The 20,132-nt window shown below is 53.2% G+C and carries 19 protein-coding genes; 4 read left to right on the top strand and 15 right to left on the bottom strand.

Going from position 1 to position 20,132, the window contains the following annotated elements; all coding sequences use genetic code 11:
- Positions 1 to 12: 12 nt before the first annotated feature.
- The 3 genes from tyrB to dnaB form a co-directional block, all read right to left on the bottom strand.
- Positions 13 to 1,206: an aromatic amino acid transaminase gene (gene tyrB / locus OGX95_RS00365; protein ID WP_286627893.1), complete on the bottom strand. Its 1,194-nt coding sequence runs from the start codon at positions 1,204 to 1,206 to the stop codon at positions 13 to 15.
- Positions 1,207 to 1,342: 136 nt separating this feature from the next.
- The gene (gene alr, locus OGX95_RS00360) at positions 1,343 to 2,422 is read right to left on the bottom strand and encodes an alanine racemase (RefSeq protein ID WP_286627892.1); all 1,080 of its coding nucleotides are present in this window, start codon (positions 2,420 to 2,422) and stop codon (positions 1,343 to 1,345) included.
- A gap of 16 nt (positions 2,423 to 2,438) precedes the next feature.
- Positions 2,439 to 3,854 (bottom strand): replicative DNA helicase, encoded by a 1,416-nt coding sequence (gene dnaB / locus OGX95_RS00355; protein ID WP_137381179.1) that lies wholly within the window; start codon positions 3,852 to 3,854, stop codon positions 2,439 to 2,441.
- A 61-nt stretch (positions 3,855 to 3,915) separates the two neighbouring features.
- On the opposite strand from dnaB, the gene OGX95_RS00350 reads away from it, so the two are divergent.
- Positions 3,916 to 4,899: a quinone oxidoreductase gene (locus OGX95_RS00350; protein ID WP_286627891.1), complete on the top strand. Its 984-nt coding sequence runs from the start codon at positions 3,916 to 3,918 to the stop codon at positions 4,897 to 4,899.
- A gap of 270 nt (positions 4,900 to 5,169) precedes the next feature.
- Here OGX95_RS00350 and pspG read toward each other — a convergent pair whose 3' ends face one another.
- From pspG to OGX95_RS00335, 3 genes are all read right to left on the bottom strand, one after another.
- Complete coding sequence (pspG, locus tag OGX95_RS00345; RefSeq protein WP_286627890.1) at positions 5,170 to 5,412, bottom strand: envelope stress response protein PspG; 243 nt, start codon at positions 5,410 to 5,412, stop codon at positions 5,170 to 5,172.
- Between the two features lie 133 nt (positions 5,413 to 5,545).
- On the bottom strand, positions 5,546 to 6,544 hold the full coding sequence (gene dusA, locus OGX95_RS00340) for a tRNA dihydrouridine(20/20a) synthase DusA (RefSeq protein ID WP_286627889.1): 999 nt from the start codon (positions 6,542 to 6,544) through the stop codon (positions 5,546 to 5,548).
- 106 nt (positions 6,545 to 6,650) lie between these two features.
- The gene (locus OGX95_RS00335; protein WP_286627888.1) at positions 6,651 to 7,139 is read right to left on the bottom strand and encodes a cupin domain-containing protein; all 489 of its coding nucleotides are present in this window, start codon (positions 7,137 to 7,139) and stop codon (positions 6,651 to 6,653) included.
- Positions 7,140 to 7,254: 115 nt separating this feature from the next.
- Here OGX95_RS00335 and zur point away from each other — a divergent pair, with 115 nt between their 5' ends.
- Positions 7,255 to 7,773, top strand: coding sequence for a zinc uptake transcriptional repressor Zur (gene zur, locus OGX95_RS00330; RefSeq protein WP_137381183.1), 519 nt, complete (start codon positions 7,255 to 7,257; stop codon positions 7,771 to 7,773).
- A 44-nt stretch (positions 7,774 to 7,817) separates the two neighbouring features.
- Here zur and OGX95_RS00325 read toward each other — a convergent pair whose 3' ends face one another.
- From OGX95_RS00325 to OGX95_RS00310, 4 genes are all read right to left on the bottom strand, one after another.
- Positions 7,818 to 8,027 (bottom strand): CsbD family protein, encoded by a 210-nt coding sequence (locus OGX95_RS00325; RefSeq protein WP_005132658.1) that lies wholly within the window; start codon positions 8,025 to 8,027, stop codon positions 7,818 to 7,820.
- Positions 8,028 to 8,163: 136 nt separating this feature from the next.
- Positions 8,164 to 9,483: an MATE family efflux transporter DinF gene (gene dinF, locus OGX95_RS00320; protein WP_286627887.1), complete on the bottom strand. Its 1,320-nt coding sequence runs from the start codon at positions 9,481 to 9,483 to the stop codon at positions 8,164 to 8,166.
- Between the two features lie 121 nt (positions 9,484 to 9,604).
- Positions 9,605 to 10,213, bottom strand: coding sequence for a transcriptional repressor LexA (gene lexA / locus OGX95_RS00315; RefSeq protein ID WP_103777801.1), 609 nt, complete (start codon positions 10,211 to 10,213; stop codon positions 9,605 to 9,607).
- A gap of 109 nt (positions 10,214 to 10,322) precedes the next feature.
- Positions 10,323 to 10,691 carry a diacylglycerol kinase gene (locus tag OGX95_RS00310; protein ID WP_003826594.1) on the bottom strand — a complete coding sequence of 123 codons (369 nt, stop codon included), beginning with the start codon at positions 10,689 to 10,691 and terminating at the stop codon, positions 10,323 to 10,325.
- A 171-nt stretch (positions 10,692 to 10,862) separates the two neighbouring features.
- On the opposite strand from OGX95_RS00310, the gene plsB reads away from it, so the two are divergent.
- Positions 10,863 to 13,283: a glycerol-3-phosphate 1-O-acyltransferase PlsB gene (gene plsB / locus OGX95_RS00305; RefSeq protein ID WP_286627886.1), complete on the top strand. Its 2,421-nt coding sequence runs from the start codon at positions 10,863 to 10,865 to the stop codon at positions 13,281 to 13,283.
- 59 nt (positions 13,284 to 13,342) lie between these two features.
- Here the strand turns inward: plsB and ubiA are convergent, their stop codons facing one another.
- From ubiA to malK, 5 genes are all read right to left on the bottom strand, one after another.
- Positions 13,343 to 14,215 (bottom strand): 4-hydroxybenzoate octaprenyltransferase, encoded by an 873-nt coding sequence (ubiA, locus tag OGX95_RS00300; protein ID WP_286627885.1) that lies wholly within the window; start codon positions 14,213 to 14,215, stop codon positions 13,343 to 13,345.
- A 13-nt stretch (positions 14,216 to 14,228) separates the two neighbouring features.
- Entirely contained in the window at positions 14,229 to 14,726 is a 498-nt protein-coding gene (ubiC, locus tag OGX95_RS00295) for a chorismate lyase (RefSeq protein ID WP_286627884.1), read from the bottom strand.
- A 180-nt stretch (positions 14,727 to 14,906) separates the two neighbouring features.
- Entirely contained in the window at positions 14,907 to 15,854 is a 948-nt protein-coding gene (malM, locus tag OGX95_RS00290; RefSeq protein ID WP_286627883.1) for a maltose operon protein MalM, read from the bottom strand.
- 113 nt (positions 15,855 to 15,967) lie between these two features.
- On the bottom strand, positions 15,968 to 17,323 hold the full coding sequence (locus OGX95_RS00285) for a maltoporin (protein ID WP_271449296.1): 1,356 nt from the start codon (positions 17,321 to 17,323) through the stop codon (positions 15,968 to 15,970).
- Between the two features lie 91 nt (positions 17,324 to 17,414).
- Positions 17,415 to 18,524: a maltose/maltodextrin ABC transporter ATP-binding protein MalK gene (malK, locus tag OGX95_RS00280; protein WP_005132674.1), complete on the bottom strand. Its 1,110-nt coding sequence runs from the start codon at positions 18,522 to 18,524 to the stop codon at positions 17,415 to 17,417.
- Between the two features lie 361 nt (positions 18,525 to 18,885).
- Here malK and malE point away from each other — a divergent pair, with 361 nt between their 5' ends.
- Positions 18,886 to 20,076: a maltose/maltodextrin ABC transporter substrate-binding protein MalE gene (gene malE / locus OGX95_RS00275; protein WP_003031680.1), complete on the top strand. Its 1,191-nt coding sequence runs from the start codon at positions 18,886 to 18,888 to the stop codon at positions 20,074 to 20,076.
- Positions 20,077 to 20,132: the final 56 nt, after the last annotated feature.

Genomic DNA, 20,132 nt, shown 5'->3' with positions numbered 1-20,132 from the left:
TGACAAACCCGGTTACATGACTGCGGCGAATGCCTTCGCAACCCGCTTCACGTTGCCGTGATTTAAGCCCGCAACGCACATGCGTCCGCTGGCAATCAGGTAAACACCAAACTCATCACGCAGGCGGTCAACCTGAGCCGCACTCAGCCCGGTATAGCTGAACATACCACGCTGTTGCAGCAGGTAGTCGAAATTACGGCCCGGAATCTCAGCGTTCAGCACGTTTACCAGTTCCTGACGCATCGCCAGAATGCGGGTACGCATGACCTCAACTTCCGCCAGCCAGCTGGCTTTCAGCTCTTCATCACCCAGTACCGCGGCAACGACCTGTGCGCCAAAGTTTGGCGGGCTGGAGTAGTTACGACGAACCGTCGCTTTTAGCTGCCCCAGAACACGACTCGCGGTATCTGCGTCTTCACACACCACAGAAAGCCCGCCAACACGTTCGCCATACAATGAGAAAATTTTAGAGAATGAGTTGCTAACCAGAGTCGGTAAACCAGCACTCGCAATCGCGCGGATGGCGTACGCATCATCTTCCATTCCGCCACCAAAACCCTGGTAGGCAATGTCGAGGAACGGGATCAGGTCGCGCGCTTTCAGGATCTCAATAACCGCATCCCACTGTGCTGGTGTTAAATCCGCACCCGTCGGGTTATGGCAGCACGGATGCAGCAGCACAATGCTACGTGCCGGTAAGGTGCTCAATGTTGCCAGCAGGTCGTTGAAACGAACGCCATTAGTCGCGTCGTCATACCATGGGTAAGTACTTACTTCGAATCCCGCACCTTCAAAAATCGCGATATGGTTTTCCCACGTCGGATCGCTGACCCATACGCCAGAATCAGGGAAGTAACGCTTCAGGAAGTCCGCACCTACTTTTAACGCACCAGACCCCCCCAGCGTCTGAATCGTTGCCACGCGTTGTTGCTGGAGTACCGGATGCTGCGCCCCAAACAGTAGCGGCGCAATGGTATGGCGATACGTGTTCAGGCCTTCCATCGGCAGATACAGCGAAGCGCCATGCGGCTTCGCATTGAGACGAGCTTCCGCTTCTGCAACGGCTTTAAGCTGAGGAATAATCCCCTCTTCGTTGTAATACAGACCAATGCTGAGGTTCACTTTGTCGCTACGTGAATCCTCTTTAAAGCGCTCCATGAGCGATAAAATCGGGTCGCCAGCGTAGGCGTCAACTTTTTGAAACACGTGTGGTTCTCCAGGTTTACAGGCAGTGGGGTAAGAACACAATAAACCGGAAGCGGGAGAAGATCGAGAGGATGTTGCCGTTGGTGAGAATATTGCCGGATGGCGGCGGTAGAGCCTTATCCGGCATATCAGGTAATTAATCGATATATTTCATCGCAACCCTTGATGTCAGGCGAGTGATAAGTTCGTAAGCACTTACTTTCGTCATTTCTGCGATGCGTTCCACAGGCAGGCCATCGCCCCACAGGATCACGGGATCGCCCGCTTTATCCTGCGCCTCTGGGCCTAAATCCACGCAGATCATATCCATCGCAACACGACCGACAATCGGCACTTCACGGCCGTTAACCAGCACCGGCGTACCCGACGGCGCAGCGCGTGGATAACCATCGCCATACCCCATCGCCACCACGCCGAGACGTGTGTCGCGTTCGCTCTGCCATGTGCCACCATAACCCACTGGCTCACCTGCTTTATGCTCTCGCACAGCAATCAGGCTCGATGTCAGTGACATCACGGGCTGGCAGCCAAAATCTTCTCCGATGGAGTGATTTTCCAGCGGCGATACACCATACAGAATCAGACCCGGACGCGCCCAGTCGAAGTGAGACTGCGGCCACAGCAAAATACCGCCTGATGCAGCAATTGATCGCTGCCCCGGTTTACCTTCGCAAAAGCTATTGAAGATATCGAGCTGCTTTTCGGTCGCGCCACACTCAGGTTCGTCGGCACGGGCAAAGTGGCTAACGATATTGACCGGCTGGCGCACGTTTTCACATTGCGTTAAGCGCTGATAAAACGCCTCAGCCTGCTCCGGACGTACACCCAGGCGGTGCATACCCGTATCGAGCTTCATCCAGACCGTGACAGGTTCAGCCAGCTCGGCCGCTTCCAGAGCATCGAGCTGCTCCTGGTTATGTACGGCAGTATGCAGACGCTGCGCGGATATCGTCGGCAGATCGGCTGCATCAAAAAATCCCTCCAGCAGCAGGATGGGCTGCGTGATCCCTCCCGCGCGTAGCCGCAGGGCTTCTTCAAGACGAGCGACACCAAAAGCGTCCGCATCAGGGAGCGTTCGCGCGGTCTCTAACAGACCATGGCCGTAAGCGTTCGCTTTCACGACCGCAACCAGTTTACTGGCGGGTGCCAGTTCACGCAGACGTTGCAGGTTGTGTCGCAGAGCGCGGCGGTTAATGACTACAGTTGCCGCTTGCATTTGTGTTCCTTAGAAATTACTCATCATCATACTGAGGGCCCGCATAGTTATCAAAGCGCGACCATTGACCATTAAACGTCAGACGCACCGTACCGATTGGACCGTTACGTTGCTTACCAATAATAATTTCAGCGATCCCTTTCAGGTCGCTGTTCTCGTGATAAACCTCATCACGATAGATAAACATGATTAAGTCAGCATCCTGCTCGATGGAGCCTGATTCACGCAAATCTGAGTTAACCGGGCGCTTGTCAGCACGTTGTTCCAGAGAACGGTTAAGCTGTGACAGCGCCACCACCGGCACATGCAGTTCTTTCGCTAACGCTTTCAGCGAGCGGGAAATTTCTGCAATTTCCAGCGTACGGTTATCGGAGAGTGACGGTACACGCATCAACTGCAGGTAGTCGATCATGATCAGTCCGATACCGCCGTGTTCACGGGCGATACGGCGTGCGCGCGATCGCACTTCCGTTGGCGTCAGACCGGAGGAATCATCAATATAGATGTTTCGTTTCTCCAGCAAAATACCCATTGTTCCGGAAATCCGCGCCCAGTCTTCATCATCCAGTTGACCCGTACGGATTTTGGTCTGGTCCACGCGCGAAAGCGAGGCCAGAGAACGCATCATGATCTGTTCTGATGGCATTTCGAGACTGAAGATAAGAACCGGCTTATCCTGCAACATCGCCGCATTTTCGACGAGGTTCATCGCAAATGTCGTTTTCCCCATCGACGGACGTGCCGCGACAATAATCAAGTCCGACGGCTGTAGACCCGCGGTCTTTTTGTTGAGGTCGTCATAGCCGGTATTCACCCCGGTGACGCCGTCGTGCGGCTGCTGGAACAACTGTTCAATACGCGCGACGGTGGCGTCGAGTACATCGGTAATATTTTTCGGGCCTTCGTCTTTATTGGCGCGGCTTTCGGCGATTTTAAAGACACGGGATTCCGCGAGATCCAGCAGGTCTTCACTGGAGCGCCCTTGCGGATCGAAACCGGCTTCCGCAATTTCATGGGCCACCGAAATCATGTCACGAACAACGGCGCGTTCGCGGACGATATCAGCATAGGCGCTAATATTCGCCGCACTTGGCGTGTTTTTAGATAACTCAGCCAGGTATGCAAAACCGCCGACGCTATCCAGCTGTCCCTGAACCTCCAGCGACTCTGCCAGCGTAATCAGGTCGATAGGTTTTCCCATCTCCTGCAGGCGATGCATTTCGGTGAAAATATGCCGATGCGGGCGGGTGTAGAAATCCTCCGCAACCACGCGCTCGGCCACATCGTCCCAGCGTTCGTTATCCAGCATTAAACCGCCCAACACCGACTGTTCCGCTTCAATCGAGTGCGGCGGTACTTTCAGCCCGGCGACCTGGAGATCGCGCTCACGAGCATCAGTCTGTTGTTTGTTGAAGGGTTTATTTCCTGCCATAGTGAATGGAGTTACCGAGATAATGATTGGGTCGAAAGATTACCACATTTCTGGAGGAAGCATGGCAACACGTATTGAATTTCACAAGCACGGCGGCCCTGATGTACTGAAGGCTGTGGAGTTTACGCCCGTTGACCCGGCGGAACATGAAATCCAGGTCGAGAACAAAGCGATTGGCATCAACTACATCGACACCTACATCCGCAGTGGACTTTATCCGCCCCCCTCGTTACCCAGTGGTCTGGGCACAGAAGCAGCAGGCGTGGTCAGTAAAGTCGGCAGCAAAGTGACGCACATTAACGTTGGCGATCGTGTGGTTTATGCCCAGTCAACACTTGGCGCGTACAGTTCTGTGCACAACGTGCCAGCCGATAAAGCCGCCATTCTGCCTAATGCCATCTCTTTTGAGCAGGCAGCAGCCTCATTTCTGAAAGGGTTAACCGTTTTTTATCTGTTACGTAAAACCTACGAAATCCAGCCCAATGAGCCCTTCTTGTTCCATGCTGCAGCGGGCGGCGTCGGGCTGATTGCCTGCCAGTGGGCAAAAGCGCTGGGAGCGAAGCTGATTGGTACTGTCGGCAATGCGCAGAAGGCGCAAATAGCGCAGCAGGCCGGGGCATGGCAAGTGATTAACTACCGTGAAGAAAGTATCGTCGAACGGGTTAAGGAGATCACCGGTGGTAAAAAAGTGCGGGTGGTATACGACTCGGTGGGAAAAGATACCTGGGAAGCCTCACTGGATTGCCTGCAACGCCGGGGATTGATGGTCAGCTTTGGCAACGCCTCCGGGCCGGTAACCGGCGTTAACTTAGGTATTCTGAATCAGAAAGGCTCACTGTATGTAACGCGCCCTTCTCTGCAGGGTTACATCACCAACCGCCATGAATTAACTGAAGCCAGCAATGAGCTTTTCTCATTGATTGCCAGCGGGGTGATTAAAGTGGATGTCGCGCCTGGTCAGACATTCGCGCTGCACGACGCGCGGCGTGCCCATGAAGTGCTGGAAAGCCGCGCCACGCAGGGGTCGAGTTTGCTGATACCGTAACGCCATCATGTCCCCTAAATAATTCAATCCCCAGGCGCTTACTGGAGTCAGTGACTGGGGTGAATGAAAGCAGCCAACACACCTGAAGTTTGAATTATGATGGGGAAAGAATTAGGGCTTCCCGCAGGAAGCCCTTTCTTTTTTTAGTTCGGCTGTATGTAGGGTACAGCTCGATGAATTCGTTAACCGCGCAATAGTGACAGATTTGATTATCAATTCCTATTTGGTTCTAAAGGCAATGTTTCAGGTTGTGACGCACCGCTCAATACCTTAGTAAAACCGACGGTTATTGCGCTGATACTGTGGGACTTTTGGCGCTTTTATCGCCTTGATCGCCCACACGACGGCGACAGCCAGTAACAGCCAGGGTAACAGTTTAATCATCAACGCAAACATCCCGCCGAGGAACATCACTGCCGTCGCCACCATCAGCGCGGCGAGGATGCCCAACAGTGATATGCCAGTGACCATCAGCATGACAAAAAAGCCAATCACAAAAAGTAGTTCCAGCATGATACTCTCCCGAAATGAAATTCTCTCCATTGCATTACAAGAAACATGCCAAAATTAATACTTTGATTTATAAAGAAAATGCCCCGCGACAAAACGCAGGGCGTGGTGAAATTGACTAACTTTTGGTGAGAACTTAACGCTTATCCGCTACCAGTTTCAGCGCATGTTCCAGAACGTTAATATCGGCCCCGGCTTTATGCGCATTTTCGCTCAGATAACGACGCCATTGGCGTGCGCCTGGAATGCCCTGGAACAACCCCAGCATATGGCGGGTAATATGCCCCAGATAGGTCCCCTGGCTCAGTTCACGCTCAATATACGGGTACATGGCACGCACCACGGCGACAGGGTCAGCATCCGGAGTGGTCGCAGCAAAAATTTCACGGTCGACCGATGCCAGAATACCCGGGTTTTGATAGGCTTCCCGGCCCACCATTACGCCGTCCATATATTGCAGATGCGTCTTTGCTTCTTCCAATGATTTAATTCCACCGTTTATCGACATCGTCAGGTGCGGAAAATCACGCTTCAACTGATAAACACGGTCATAATCCAGCGGCGGGATCTCACGGTTCTCTTTCGGGCTTAGCCCGGACAGCCAGGCCTTGCGGGCGTGGATGATAAACATCTCACATTCACCTTTACCGGAAACCGTATTGATGAAGTCACACAGGAATTCGTAGCTGTCCTGATCATCGATACCGATACGCGTTTTAACCGTCACCGGAATCGACACCACATCACGCATCGCTTTCACACAATCGGCGACCAGTTGCGCATTCCCCATCAGGCAAGCGCCAAACATCCCGTTTTGTACGCGATCGGAAGGGCAGCCGACGTTGAGGTTAATCTCGTCATAGCCTCGTGCCTCAGCCAGCTTTGCGCACTGGGCCAGTGCCGCCGGGTCGCTTCCGCCCAGCTGTAAGGCTATCGGATGCTCTTCGTCGCTATACGCCAGATAGTCGCCTTTGCCATGAATGATTGCCCCGGTGGTCACCATCTCCGTATAGAGCAACGTCTGGCGGGACAGCAGGCGCAAAAAGTAACGGCAGTGTCTGTCCGTCCAGTCAAGCATCGGCGCGATAGAAAAACGATGAGCGGGAAAAGCGGTAGACTGAGATTCAGGCAGCATGGCGAATATTCAAGCATCCGGTTAAAAAAGGGGCGCTACTATAGCATAGACCGTTGCGATAGTGAGCCACATCATCGTGGATAGCGCTCTTCGTCCGCGTAGATCGTCATTTCCGTCCGGGTTTTCCGTCGTGTGGACCAAAAAACTGTGGCGGATGGTCAACCCAGCGATCTTCGCGCGTGGCCGCATACACCGGATTGAGCGGATAGTAGATGCGGTTATGCTTCTTGTTCGCTTCACCGACGACCAGCAGCCGCACCTCATCACTGGTGTTGTTGATAAAAGTGTGGCACACACCGGTTCCTGCCGGAAAACCGACGCTATCGCCGGGTTCCAGCTTCCATAAGTAACCATTTATCCAGGCTTCCGGGTAGCCTTCCAGCACGTAGATAAACTCTTCTTCATCACTTTCAGCGTGTGGATAAGAAGTACGACGCCCCGGCGGCAGACGTTCGTGATGAATGCCTAATCGCCCTAACCCCAACCTGCGGGCCAGCGGCGCGCCAATAGAAAAAAGCTCATCGCTGCCTGGATAGGTGGAGTCATCAGCCCCCTCAACTTCACGCCAGTGGCGAATACAATCGGGTTTTTTCATGGTAATTTTCCAGTGTTGCGATGCGTCAGGTATAGCACACAGCGGTGGATCTCGGCGTTTTAAGCAGAACATGATAAAGTAAGGGATTAACCTTCCACACAAATCGAGGCGCCAAATGGACAAAACCACCACGCAGGAGTTATTGGCTCAAGCTGAAAAACTCTGTGTGCAACGTAACGTGCGACTAACGCCACAACGCCTCGAAGTGCTGCGCCTGATGAGCCTGCAGGAAGGTGCGATCAGCGCCTATGATCTGCTTGATCTGCTGCGGGAAACCGAGCCGCAGGCCAAACCCCCGACAGTGTATCGTGCGCTTGATTTTCTGCTTGAACAAGGTTTTGTGCACAAAGTAGAGTCCACCAACAGCTATGTGCTCTGTCATCTGTTCGATCAGCCAACCCATAGCTCGGCAATGTTTATTTGTGACCGCTGTGGTGTGGTAAAAGAAGAGTGTGCGGAAGGCGTGGAAGATATTATGCATACGCTGGCAGCTAAAATGGGATTTGCTCTGCGCCATAACGTGATCGAAGCCCACGGCCTGTGTCCGGCATGTGTGGAAGTTGAATCATGCCGCCATCCTGGCGATTGCCAGCATGACCATACCATTCAGGTGAAGAAGAAAGTCGGGCGGTAAATAAAAGAGCGTACATCCTTGTACTCTCAGGAGGGAGGGGTGAATTACCAGCGGTAATCGTTGCGTTTTTCCCAATCTTTAACTTCTTTCTCCGCCTGATCTTTCGCGTACCCGTATCGTTCCTGGACTTTACCTACCAACTGGTCGCGTTTACCTTCAATGACCGTCATATCATCATCGGTCAGTTTGCCCCATTGCTCTTTCACTTTACCTTTGAACTGTTTCCAGTTACCGCTGACTTCGTCTTTATTCATCATCAAGTCCTCATCGTTAGGTTGTGAATAGCGAGAGTGCTGCGCCCGGATACATGCTGTTTTTGCCGGGCGTGATAATAAGTGTAGTCAGGGATTCTGGGTTTTATTTACTATTCAGAATTTTTAACCATAGGCATCAGGCAAACCAGGTACCCTTACGCCAGTGACGTCGCCAGATGAAGGCCAGTGAAAGCCCGCGCAGCGCGAGAAAAACGGTTAACGCCAGCCACAAGCCGTGGTTTCCCAGCAGCGGTAAAGCCAGTAGCGTTAACGCGAAACCCGCGGCCGCAACGGCCATGCTGTTACGCATTTCCGCAGCACGCGTTGCGCCAATAAACATCCCGTCCAGCAGATAACACCAGACGCCTACCAGCGGTAAAATCACCTGCCAGATGAGATAGCGATCGGCCAGCAGTTGGATCTGCGGCAATGAGGTCAATAGCGCAATGATCTGCTCGCCGAACAGGGCATAGACCAGGGAAAACAGGATCGCCACGATACCCGACTGCCGGCAAGCCGCCCGCCAGACATCCAGCAGTTGGCTGCCATCCCGCGCGCCATAAGCCTGACCAGAATGTGCTTCCACGGCATAGGCAAATCCGTCCAGCGCGTAAGCGGTGAACGTCAGCAGGGTCATCAGAACGGCATTGACAGCAATGACATCGCTACCGAGGCGAGCCCCGAGTACCGTGATAGCACCAAAGCAGAGTTGTAACAGCAGCGAACGCAGCATAATGTCACGGTTAAGCGCCAGTAAACGACGGAAGTTGCCGCGCCACGCAAGCTTCAACATCGCCAGCGAAACCCCACGCAAATGCAGAACGTTGCGTACCATCATCAGGCCGATCAGTAACGTGACATATTCAGCAATCACCGTCGCCAACGCCGCGCCCTGCACGTTCATATGCAGGCCCATCACCAGCCACAAATCGAGCGCGATGTTAAGCACATTGCCAACAATCAGCAGGATCACTGGCGCGCGTGCATACTGGACGCCAAGCAGCCAGCCAAGCAGCACCAGATTGGCCAGTGAGGCGGGCGCGCTGAGCCAACGGATTTCAAGGAAACGTCTGGCCTGCTCCAGCACCGCTTCACTACCTCCCACGATATGCAACGCCAGGCTGATAACCGGTGTACGAAACAGTGCGATAAGCAATCCGGCACCCAACGCCAGCATCAGCGGCTGAACCAGCGCTCGTGCCAGTGCCTGCGGATTTTTCGCGCCGAACGCCTGAGCTGTCAGACCGGTGGTACTCATGCGTAAAAACAGCAGTAACATAAAGAGAAAACTGGTCGCTGTTGCGCCAACGGCAACGCCACCAAGGTAGACCGGGCTATCCAGATGACCAATCACCGCCGTATCCACCAGCCCCAGCAGTGGAACAGTGATGTTGGAGAAAATCATCGGTAAGGCAAGGTGCCAAAGTGCTTTATCAGAGGAGGTAAAGAAAGGCATGGAAAGGAGCCTGAAAAGGAATTAACGCGTTTTTGTAGGCCCGACAAGCGTAACGTCATCGGGCAACTTGCCGGAAAGCGATATAAACGCCTTTTCCGGCCTACAGGAAATCAGCAGATCATTACAGCCATTCACCGTTACGAATCACGCCGACAGCCAACCCTTCAATAGTGAAGCTTTGCTCACGCAGGTCAACGATGATCGGTTTGAACTCGCTGTTTTCTGGCAGAAGTTCAACCTTATTGCCCTGCTTTTTCAGGCGCTTAACCGTGACTTCATCATCAATACGGGCAACAACAACCTGGCCATTGCGCACGTCCTGCGTTTTATGCACAGCCAGTAAATCGCCATCCATAATCCCGATATCTTTCATCGACATGCCGCTGACGCGCAGCAGAAAATCGGCGTTCGGTTTGAACAGTGATGGGTCAACCTGGTAATGACCTTCAATGTGCTGCTGTGCCAGAAGTGGCTCACCGGCCGCGACACGACCAACAAGCGGTAAACCTTCCTCTTCTTCCTGCAGCAGGCGAATACCACGCGATGCGCCAGAAACGATTTCCAGCACACCTTTACGTGCCAGCGCTTTCAGGTGTTCTTCAGCCGCGTTTGGGGAACGGAACCCCAAACGCTGCGCGATCTCCGCACGCGTCGGTGGCATACCTGTCTGGCTGATGTGATCTCTAATGAGATCAAACACCTCTTGCTGCCTGGCCGTTAACGCTTTCATTCCGCCCCCTGGGTGTATATACAGTTATGCTGTGAGTATATACAGCTAAAGGCGAATTTGGAACCGCAAACTGCACAAAAAACAGGAGATTTATGAAGTTGTGGAATCTTTATCGCAAATGCGACCACAACAGGATGCCCCAGGTGATCAGAGCGACAAAAATAGAAAGCAATACCGCAGCCGATCCCATATCTTTCGCCCGGCCAGAAAGCTCATGATACTCAGAACCAATCCGGTCGACGACCGCCTCAATGGCGCTGTTCAGAATTTCAACGATCATCACCAGCATCACCGAACCAATCAGCAGTACGCGGGTAATCGCGTCAACGTCCAGCCAGCAGGCAATTGCTACCCCCAACAGTACGGCAACGCTTTCCTGACGGAATGCCGCCTCATTGATCCATGCGGCGCGGAAACCTTTCCAGGAATAGCCTGCTGCTTTGATAATCCGAGTGAATCCAGTGGTATTATTGGCCATCAAAAGAACCTTTTTACATTATTAGCGTTAGTATCATTGTATCGTTACCCTGTTTGTTTCAGGGCATAAGCAAAGCTGCGCGAAGTATGACGGGATACCACAGAAATTCACTAAACTTTCTGATATCCTTGCAGCGCATTTGCATTATTAACCAGAGGCTTTACATCGTTTATGTCCGGCTGGCCACGAATTTACTACAAATTACTGAATTTACCATTAAGCATCCTGGTAAAAAGCAAGTCTATCCCGGCGGAACCCGCCCCGGAATTGGGACTCGATACCTCTCGTCCCATTATGTACGTCTTACCGTACAACTCAAAAGCTGACTTGCTGACACTGCGTGCCCAATGTCTGGTGCACGACCTCCCCGATCCCCTGGAACCGCTGGAGATAGACGGGACTTTGCTGCCGCGCTACGTGTTTATACACGGCGGCCCGCGTGTATTCACCTATTACACGCCAAAAGAAGAGTCCATCAAGCTGTTCCATAACTATCTCGATCTGCATCGCAGCAACCCCGATTTGGATGTGCAGATGGTGCCGGTATCGGTGATGTTTGGCCGTGCCCCAGGGCGCGAGAAAGGCGAGGTCAATCCGCCACTTCGCATGCTGAATGGCGTACAGAAATTCTTTGCCGTCTCCTGGCTGGGACGCGACAGTTTTGTCCGCTTCTCACCTTCCGTCTCCCTGCGCCGCATGGCAGACGAACACGGCACAGATAAAACCATCGCACAGAAACTGGCACGCGTCGCGCGTATGCACTTTGCCCGCCAGCGCTTAGCCGCGGTTGGCCCTCGCCTCCCTGCCCGCCAGGATCTGTTTAATAAACTGCTGGCCTCAAAAGCCATCGCGCGCGCGGTGGAAGATGAAGCTCGCAGCAAAAAAATCTCCCATGAAAAAGCGCAGCAAAACGCTATCGCATTGATGGAAGAGATTGCCGCGAATTTCTCCTATGAGATGATCCGCCTGACAGACCGTATCCTGGGCTTTACCTGGAACCGACTGTACCAGGGAATTAACGTTCACAATGCCGAGCGCGTACGCCAACTGGCGCACGACGGGCATGAAATCGTCTATGTGCCGTGCCACCGCAGCCATATGGACTACATGCTGCTGTCGTATGTTCTGTACCATCAGGGGCTGGTTCCACCGCACATCGCTGCAGGGATCAACCTGAACTTCTGGCCGGCTGGTCCGATTTTCCGCCGTCTGGGCGCATTCTTTATTCGTCGTACGTTTAAAGGCAATAAGCTCTATTCCACCGTATTCCGCGAATACCTGGGCGAGTTGTTCAGCCGTGGTTACTCGGTTGAATACTTTGTCGAAGGTGGCCGCTCACGTACCGGCCGTCTGCTTGACCCGAAAACCGGCACGCTGTCGATGACCATCCAGGCGATGCTGCGCGGCGGTACGCGTCCCATTACACTGGTGCCTATCTACATCGGCTACGAGCACGTGATGGAAGTGGGGACTTACGCAAAAGAGCTGCGTGGCGCGACTAAAGAGAAAGAGAGTCTGCCGCAAATGCTACGCGGTTTGAGCAAGCTACGTAATCTGGGTCAGGGCTACGTTAACTTTGGCGAACCGATGCCATTGATGACCTACCTGAATCAGCATGTGCCGGAGTGGCGCGAATCTATCGATCCTATCGAGTCTATTCGCCCGGCCTGGCTGACGCCGACAGTGAATAACATTGCTGCCGATCTGATGGTACGCATTAACAACGCGGGCGCAGCAAACGCCATGAACCTGTGCTGTACCGCGTTACTGGCTTCCCGTCAGCGTTCTCTGACTCGCGAGCAGCTAACCGAACAGCTCGATTGCTACCTGAGCCTGCTACGCAATGTACCGTATGCTGCGGATTCGACAGTTCCCACACAAAGCGCCAGTGAACTGATCGACCACGCCTTGCAGATGAACAAGTTTGAGGTTGAGAAAGACACCATCGGTGACATCATCATTCTGCCGCGTGAGCAGGCGGTACTGATGACCTACTACCGCAACAACATTGCGCACATGCTGGTTCTGCCTTCGTTGATGGCAGCGATTGTAACTCAGCACCGTCGGATTTCACGCGCCGCATTACAACAGCATATTGACGCGCTGTACCCGATGCTGAAAGCAGAGCTGTTCCTGCGTTGGGAGCGCGATGAGCTTGCCGGCGTGATTGACGAGCTGGCCAACGAAATGCAGCGTCAGGGTCTGATAACTCTGCAGAACGATGAGCTGCATATCAACCCGGTTCACTCTCGCACGCTTCAGCTGTTGGCTGCGGGCGCGCGTGAAACACTACAGCGCTATGCCATTACCTTCTGGCTGCTGAGTGCAAACCCGTCCATCAACCGCAGTACGCTGGAGAAAGAGAGCCGTACCGTGGCGCAACGTCTTTCCGTACTGCACGGTATCAACGCGCCTGAGTTCTTCGATAAAGCCGTGTTCAGCTCTCTGGTGCTGACGCTGCGTGACGAGGGCTACATCAGCGATACCGGTGATGCCGAACCGGAAGAAACGATGAAGATCTATCAGATGCTGGCCGAGCTGGTCACATCCGATGTGCGTCTGACCATCGAAAGCGCAACGCAGGGCGAGTAAGCATAAAAAAACCGGTCAAAATGAACTGACCGGTTTTTATTTTGCAGGTTAACCCAGAATCAAAGGTGCCAGTAGCTCATCGCCAGCCCTAAGAACAGCACCAACCCCACATAGTTATTGTTCATAAACGCTTTAAAGCAGGCATCCCGTTCACGATCGACAATCAGTTTCTGCTGATAGACAAACAGCGCGCCCGCCACCAGTAGTGACCAGTAATAGCCCAGTCCTAAGCCATTCAACCAGCCCACCATCGCCATCAGCGCCAAAACACCAACCTGCAGAATGCCAATAATCAGCTTATCGTTCTGACCAAACAAAATGGCGGTCGATTTAATGCCAATCTTCAGATCGTCATCACGATCAACCATCGCGTACTGGGTATCATAAGCCACCGCCCAGAGAATATTGGCGAGGAACATCAACCAGCAGCTCAGCGGTACAGATTCACTGACGGCGGCGAACGCCATGGGAATAGACCAGCCAAACGCCGCCCCCAACACCACTTGCGGCAGGTGTGTATAGCGTTTCATAAAGGGATAAACCCACGCCAGTGCTAACGCCGCAACGGACAACAAAATCGTCATCGTGTTAAGCGTCAGAACCAGCAGGAAGGCGAGCAACACCAGCACAACAAACAGTATTCGGGCTTCTTTCTCTGTCACCGCACCGCTCGGCAGCGGTCGGTTTGCCGTGCGTTTGACGTGTCCGTCAAATTTGCGGTCGGCATAATCATTCACGACGCATCCGGCGGCGCGCATCAGCCACACACCGGCGACAAACACCGCCAGTATCCACAATTGCGGTACGCCAGGGGTCGCTACCCACAGCGCCCACAGCGTCGGCCAGAGCAGCAGTAAGGCACCGATTGGCTTATCCGTACGCATCAAGCGGTGAAACGCCAGCAGCTTATTCTGCGTCAGACTCCACTCCATCTTTATCTTCCTCTCAGTACAACGGCGATGCAGGCAAAAAAAGCTCGGTAAGCATCAGCGGCTTACCGCTCAGCCGCAGGCGGGAACGACGCCCCCATAGCGCTGCATCGCGGCCAATCTCAATAAAATCGCGGGTCAATGTCGATGATGTAAACAGATAGCGCCCGAGCGGAGTTTTCCCCAGATTTTGTAAAGCCAGTTCGGGGCCGCACAAGGTGGATTCCGGCACTACGGTCCGACCGGCAAGCCACGGCTCACCATCTGCGCATAACAGGATTTCCCGCAACCAATAGCGGGGTTCTGTCGGCAGCAACGTCAACTCTTCAGCGACCTCATTTTGCCCAACGAATCCTTCTCGTATCAATGTTACGGTGACCTGTTTTCCCTGCTGCTCAAAACGTTTGGTCATGGAATCTTCCAGTAACAACCAGTCGAGCAATTGGGGGGCAAGCGACGGGATCGCATCAAAATAACGCAGAGCACGCAGTTGCGTTAACGCGGGGTGTGGCATGCCTTACTCTCCGATTCATAACCTGAGGGCATTGTATCGCAGAAAAGGCTTTGCGGGGTGAGCAAACACGATTAAGTGATCGGTAGAGCAACATAAGTGTAACAATCAGCATCGAAGGATAAAAAAAGGTGCGCCAGGAGACGCACCAGTTGTTGCAAAATCAACAATGTGGGGAGATGGTTACCCCTTGCCTTTTACACTGCTGATAAAGGTGGAACGGGCAGATTTTGATCCCAGACGTTCAGCTTCATCAAGCAGCTTCAGCGCTTTATCAACATCACCTTTCGCCACGGCATCTTTAATCGCCTGGTTAAAATAGTTCTCAGTGTCATTCAGCATCGGTTCGCTTTTCTTCACCGGTTGCGGTGCCGGCGCGGCGACCGCGGTAGCCGGAGCCGCATAGGCTACTGCAGGCGCTGCGGTATTACCCACCGTCACTGGACCTGGGCCAGAGGAACCAAATAACGGCCCAACCAGCACGCTGGAGGTGCTGTTAGTTTTCACCTGTAGTTTCACCAGACCATCGGTAGTATGGCGGGCAATCGGGTCCGGAATATCCGGAACAGCGTTGCCCACGCCCTTGGCATACGCTTTCGCCGGGTCAAGCAGGGTGGTGGTCTGCTGGAGATCTTTCTCGGTGGTAAAGACCAGAACATAAAGCTTCTGCTGTCCCAGCGCTGGCGTCAGACGCATCACCCCTTCCAGGCGATCCGCACTCATCACACCCGGAGCCTGGTAGGTAAAGTAACTGCTGGGGAAGAACGCAGATGGCGTCATATTCTGATCAAGAATTAAGACGTTTGGCGCAAATACACTGGTTTGTTTGTTAACTTCACTGCTCAGTGTCAGGGTCAGTTCACCAATGTTGGCCGGTACGCTATAGGCGGCAACCGGGCCGCTAATACCAGCAATGTCCAGACGCTGCCCCGCTGTCGCCAACGGGGTTGACTGGGTTTTCGATTGATCGACTGGCGTCCAGGCCAGCTGTTGCAACGCAGCCGTCGGAATCGACGGTGCAGCGGCGGTGTCCTGCGGAACGATATTCACATCGGCCAGGCTGATTCCAGGGACGCTGGCAAATAACCCTGCCGATAAACAAAGGGCAACGAGACTTTTCTTCATTTTCATTGTTATCACCTCAGATAGCATGGGTTCAGCGGTGGCCAGGCAATAGCGCGCTAAACCGTAAGTAAGAGGGGCTTACGCCCCTCTTTAGGTCATTACGTCAGGTTAATGCCGGATTACCACCAGATTTCCATCTGGGCACCGAAGGACCACTCGTCGCTATCGCCACGGCTGGTGGTGCTGATACCGGAGTTGGTTGCAGCAGCATATTTAGAGACCGAATCTCCGTTTTTCACGTAGCCCCATTCTTCATCCCATTTGGCATAGGTTGCAAAGACGCGGATTGCCGGACGAGACCAGATGCTGTCGCCTGCCTGCCACTGTTGCGCCAGGGTGATTTTGTATTGGCTGTTGCGATCGCCAGTCTGTTGAGATTTGACGTTGTCGTAGCCGACTTCCATCAGGGTGCTCATGATTGGTGTCCATTTGTACATCGGACGAATACCCACGGTGTACCATTCAGTACCCAGGTCGTTATCCATGTCGATATTCTGATACATACCGACGTACATCAGGTCCCACTTGTCGCCCAGAGAGATAGCACCGTGGTCAAGTACGCGCACCAGGCTACCGTTGTTATTGATGTTGTTGTTTACATGATGGATAACGGGATCATTTGGTGTTGCCTGGGTATCGAAGGTTGAACCGTAAGTACCCTGCGAGCCACCTTTACCCTGCGTGGTCATCGCATCAGTTGCATACTGAACCACGAACTTGTTATAGCCCTTCAGCATGCTCTGGGTATGTTCTGCAGTGAACATCCAGCCATCTTTAGAAGCGCTATCCGCGTAGCTATAACCGTCAGTTTTATTCGCACGACCGTAGTCAACACCCAGTTCCAGCATGCCGTCCGGGTTAATGGCCATCTGCGCTAAACGCATGTCGAATACGTCGTTCGCGGTATCTTTGGATGTGTCGTAGATATTCTGGCTACTGAAGGTGTAAGAACCACCCGCTTCCTGAGAACGGGTTGCGGCCAGAGACAGTTTACCGAAGCCCAGATCGATGTTTTCAATACCGGCACCAGGACCTGAAATATCCCAGTAGTAGAAGTCGATCATATGGACGTCGTGACGCTGATAGAAGCGCTTACCGGCCCAGATGGTGGAACCCGGCAGCCATTCAATCAGGTTTTTACCCTGCACGTTGGCTTCGCGGAAAGCAGGATCGGTCGCTTCCCAGTCATTCTGCTGTGCAACGGAGTAGGCAACGTTGGTGTCGAAGTAGAAGCTCTTATCGCCCTCTTTCCACACTTCCTGACCTAATTTGATTTCCGCATAGGTTTCACATTCGTTACCAAGACGGTATTTACTTTGGGCACCGGTTGCCTGGAAACATTGTTGTTCACCGCCGCTACCTGTCCAGCCAATGCCGGAACGAGCATAACCATGGAAATCCACAGCCATTGCCTGAACAGACATAATGCCTGCTGCCACAGCAACCGCCAGAGGGAGTTTGCGCAGAGTAATCATCGTTCTATCTCCTGAGATCATTGCTTTTCTTTAAACGCTGCCACCTTCTGCAACTACGAATGGTTTTGCGTTTCGTTTTTTTATGGGGACCTTAAACGCCCGGCTCCTGATGCAACCGACGACATGCAGTGCCATCCTCACGGAACAGATGGCAACGCTCTGGCGGCAGGCCGATAGCGAATGTGGCACCCTCTTCTACCAACACCACGTCGTTCTGGCGGTAAACCAGGTTCTGACGGATGGCGGGGATCTGGATATGGATTTGTGTTTCGTGACCCAGCTGCTCGACTACCTGTACTTCACCTTCGAGGGTGACATCAGCAATATCGCTGGGCAGCAGATGTTCCGGGCGGATACCTAAAGACATATTGGCGCCGACCTGCACCGCGCGGCTTTCCACTGGTAGCCATATTTGCTGGCGGTTAGGCAGCTCAACCTGAACCTGATCGATCGCCGTTGCCGTCACTTTCACCGGCAGGAAGTTCATCTTTGGCGAACCAATAAACCCGGCAACAAAGCGGTCTGCCGGGTAGTGGTACAGCTCCAGGGGTTTGCCAACCTGCGCAACGCGACCGGCATCCAGCACCACAATTTTATCGGCCAGGGTCATCGCTTCGACCTGATCGTGGGTGACGTAAATCATCGTGCGACCAAGACGCTTATGCAGGCGGGAGATTTCTATACGCATCTGCACGCGCAGTGCGGCATCGAGGTTTGACAGCGGTTCGTCCAACAGAAAGACACGCGGCTCTGCAACCAACGTTCGGCCAATCGCCACACGCTGACGTTGTCCACCGGAGAGCGCTTTGGGTTTACGCTCCAGCAGATGGGCCAGTTGCAGCACCTCCGCAACCTGATTAACACGCTGGTTCATCACCTCTTTTTTCGCACCAGCGAGTTTGAGGCCGAATGACATGTTTTCTGCGACGGACAAATGGGGATACAGCGCATAGGACTGGAAGACCATCCCCACACCACGTTCGGCGGGCGGGATATCGTTCATCCGGGTCTCCCCGATAAACAAATCACCACTGGTGATTGTTTCAAGTCCGGCGATCATACGCAGCAAGGTTGACTTACCGCAGCCTGACGGTCCGACAAACACCACGAATTCCCCTTCGTGAATGTCGAGATTGATATCTTTCGATACCACCACGTCACCCCAGGCTTTCGTTACATTTCGCAGCTGTACGCTCGCCATGCCCTTCTCCCTTCGTTACAACCTGTCATCGACAGCAACATTCATTGATGGATTGACTATGCGTTATCCCTTAACTGCGTAAATCCTCCACCCCCCAGCTTTTTTATGGGGGAGGAGGCGGGAGGATGAGAGAACAGCGTCTGAGACCCTGGCTGTACGCCGTGGAGGAATTTCGTGATGTCGGTTGCAAAAATCACTGGGTTTTTATGTGCGCCAGTACGCATTACTCACATTTATGTAACACAGATCACATAAAGAACCGGTGGGGCGTAGGGGTAAGGAGGATGGAAAGAGGTTGTCGTATAAAGAAACTAGTAACCGTTAAGCCACCTCTGCAAAATCACCAAACAGGATGGGAACTATGAAAATCAAAACTGGCGCACGCATCCTCGCATTGTCCGCATTGACGACGATGATGTTCTCCGCCTCGGCTCTCGCCAAGATTGAAGAAGGTAAGCTGGTTATCTGGATTAACGGCGATAAAGGTTACAACGGCCTCGCTGAAGTGGGCAAAAAATTCGAGAAAGACACGGGTATCAAAGTCACCATTGAGCACCCTGACAAGCTGGAAGAAAAATTCCCGCAGGTTGCCGCGACCGGCGATGGCCCGGACATTATCTTCTGGGCGCATGACCGTTTTGGCGGTTACGCACAGTCTGGTCTGCTGGCCGAAATCACCCCGGACAAAGCGTTCCAGGACAAACTCTATCCATTCACCTGGGATGCCGTACGCTATAACGGCAAGCTGATTGCCTACCCAATCGCGGTTGAAGCACTGTCACTGATTTATAACAAAGACCTCGTTCCGAACCCGCCAAAAACCTGGGAAGAAATCCCTGCGCTGGATAAAGAGCTGAAGGCGAAAGGTAAATCTGCACTGATGTTCAACCTGCAAGAACCGTACTTCACCTGGCCGCTGATTGCTGCCGACGGTGGTTACGCATTCAAGTTTGAAAACGGCAAGTACGATGTGAAAGACGTCGGCGTGGATAACGCTGGCGCGAAAGCCGGTCTGACCTTCCTGGTTGATCTCATCAAGAACAAACACATGAACGCGGATACCGACTATTCCATCGCTGAAGCGGCCTTTAACAAAGGCGATACCGCGATGACCATTAACGGCCCGTGGGCATGGTCGAACATCGACAAGAGCAAAATCAACTACGGCGTAACGCTGCTGCCAACCTTCAAAGGCAAAGCGTCTAAACCGTTTGTTGGGGTACTGAGCGCCGGTATTAACGCCGCCAGCCCGAACAAAGAACTGGCGAAAGAGTTCCTCGAAAACTACCTGCTGACCGATCAGGGTCTGGATGAAGTGAACAAGGACAAACCGCTGGGTGCCGTTGCGCTGAAATCCTTCCAGGATCAATTAGCAAAAGATCCACGCATCGCTGCCACCATGGATAACGCCCAGAAAGGCGAAATTATGCCGAACATCCCGCAGATGTCAGCATTCTGGTACGCCGTTCGTACCGCAGTGATCAACGCCGCCAGCGGTCGTCAGACTGTTGATGCTGCACTGAAAGACGCGCAGGGTCGTATCACCAAGTAATACGGTTTCCCTTATTTCTTAGGGAATCAGGTTTATTGAATACGTTGTTACGCAAA

Origin of the sequence: Citrobacter sp. Cu233 (assembly GCF_030332225.1) — a bacterium.
Taxonomy (GTDB): domain Bacteria; phylum Pseudomonadota; class Gammaproteobacteria; order Enterobacterales; family Enterobacteriaceae; genus Citrobacter.
The sequence above is the reverse complement of the archived record's forward strand: the minus strand, read 5'-3'. Positions and strand labels throughout refer to the sequence as shown.

Bases quoted from the DNA above. Each gene is read 5' to 3' on its own strand.
- dnaB (WP_137381179.1), bottom strand. From the start codon at position 3,854: ATGGCAGGAAATAAACCCTTCAACAAACAACAGACTGATGCTCGTGAG.
- OGX95_RS00285 (WP_271449296.1), bottom strand. From the start codon at position 17,323: ATGATTACTCTGCGCAAACTCCCTCTGGCGGTTGCTGTGGCAGCAGGC.
- malE (WP_003031680.1), top strand. From the start codon at position 18,886: ATGAAAATCAAAACTGGCGCACGCATCCTCGCATTGTCCGCATTGACG.
- OGX95_RS00335 (WP_286627888.1), bottom strand. From the start codon at position 7,139: ATGAAAAAACCCGATTGTATTCGCCACTGGCGTGAAGTTGAGGGGGCT.
- zur (WP_137381183.1), top strand. From the start codon at position 7,255: ATGGACAAAACCACCACGCAGGAGTTATTGGCTCAAGCTGAAAAACTC.
- plsB (WP_286627886.1), top strand. From the start codon at position 10,863: ATGTCCGGCTGGCCACGAATTTACTACAAATTACTGAATTTACCATTA.
- malK (WP_005132674.1), bottom strand. From the start codon at position 18,524: ATGGCGAGCGTACAGCTGCGAAATGTAACGAAAGCCTGGGGTGACGTG.
- alr (WP_286627892.1), bottom strand. From the start codon at position 2,422: ATGCAAGCGGCAACTGTAGTCATTAACCGCCGCGCTCTGCGACACAAC.
- pspG (WP_286627890.1), bottom strand. From the start codon at position 5,412: ATGCTGGAACTACTTTTTGTGATTGGCTTTTTTGTCATGCTGATGGTC.
- dinF (WP_286627887.1), bottom strand. From the start codon at position 9,483: ATGCCTTTCTTTACCTCCTCTGATAAAGCACTTTGGCACCTTGCCTTA.
- ubiC (WP_286627884.1), bottom strand. From the start codon at position 14,726: ATGCCACACCCCGCGTTAACGCAACTGCGTGCTCTGCGTTATTTTGAT.
- OGX95_RS00325 (WP_005132658.1), bottom strand. From the start codon at position 8,027: ATGAATAAAGACGAAGTCAGCGGTAACTGGAAACAGTTCAAAGGTAAA.
- dusA (WP_286627889.1), bottom strand. From the start codon at position 6,544: ATGCTGCCTGAATCTCAGTCTACCGCTTTTCCCGCTCATCGTTTTTCT.
- OGX95_RS00350 (WP_286627891.1), top strand. From the start codon at position 3,916: ATGGCAACACGTATTGAATTTCACAAGCACGGCGGCCCTGATGTACTG.
- lexA (WP_103777801.1), bottom strand. From the start codon at position 10,213: ATGAAAGCGTTAACGGCCAGGCAGCAAGAGGTGTTTGATCTCATTAGA.
- ubiA (WP_286627885.1), bottom strand. From the start codon at position 14,215: ATGGAGTGGAGTCTGACGCAGAATAAGCTGCTGGCGTTTCACCGCTTG.
- malM (WP_286627883.1), bottom strand. From the start codon at position 15,854: ATGAAAATGAAGAAAAGTCTCGTTGCCCTTTGTTTATCGGCAGGGTTA.
- OGX95_RS00310 (WP_003826594.1), bottom strand. From the start codon at position 10,691: ATGGCCAATAATACCACTGGATTCACTCGGATTATCAAAGCAGCAGGC.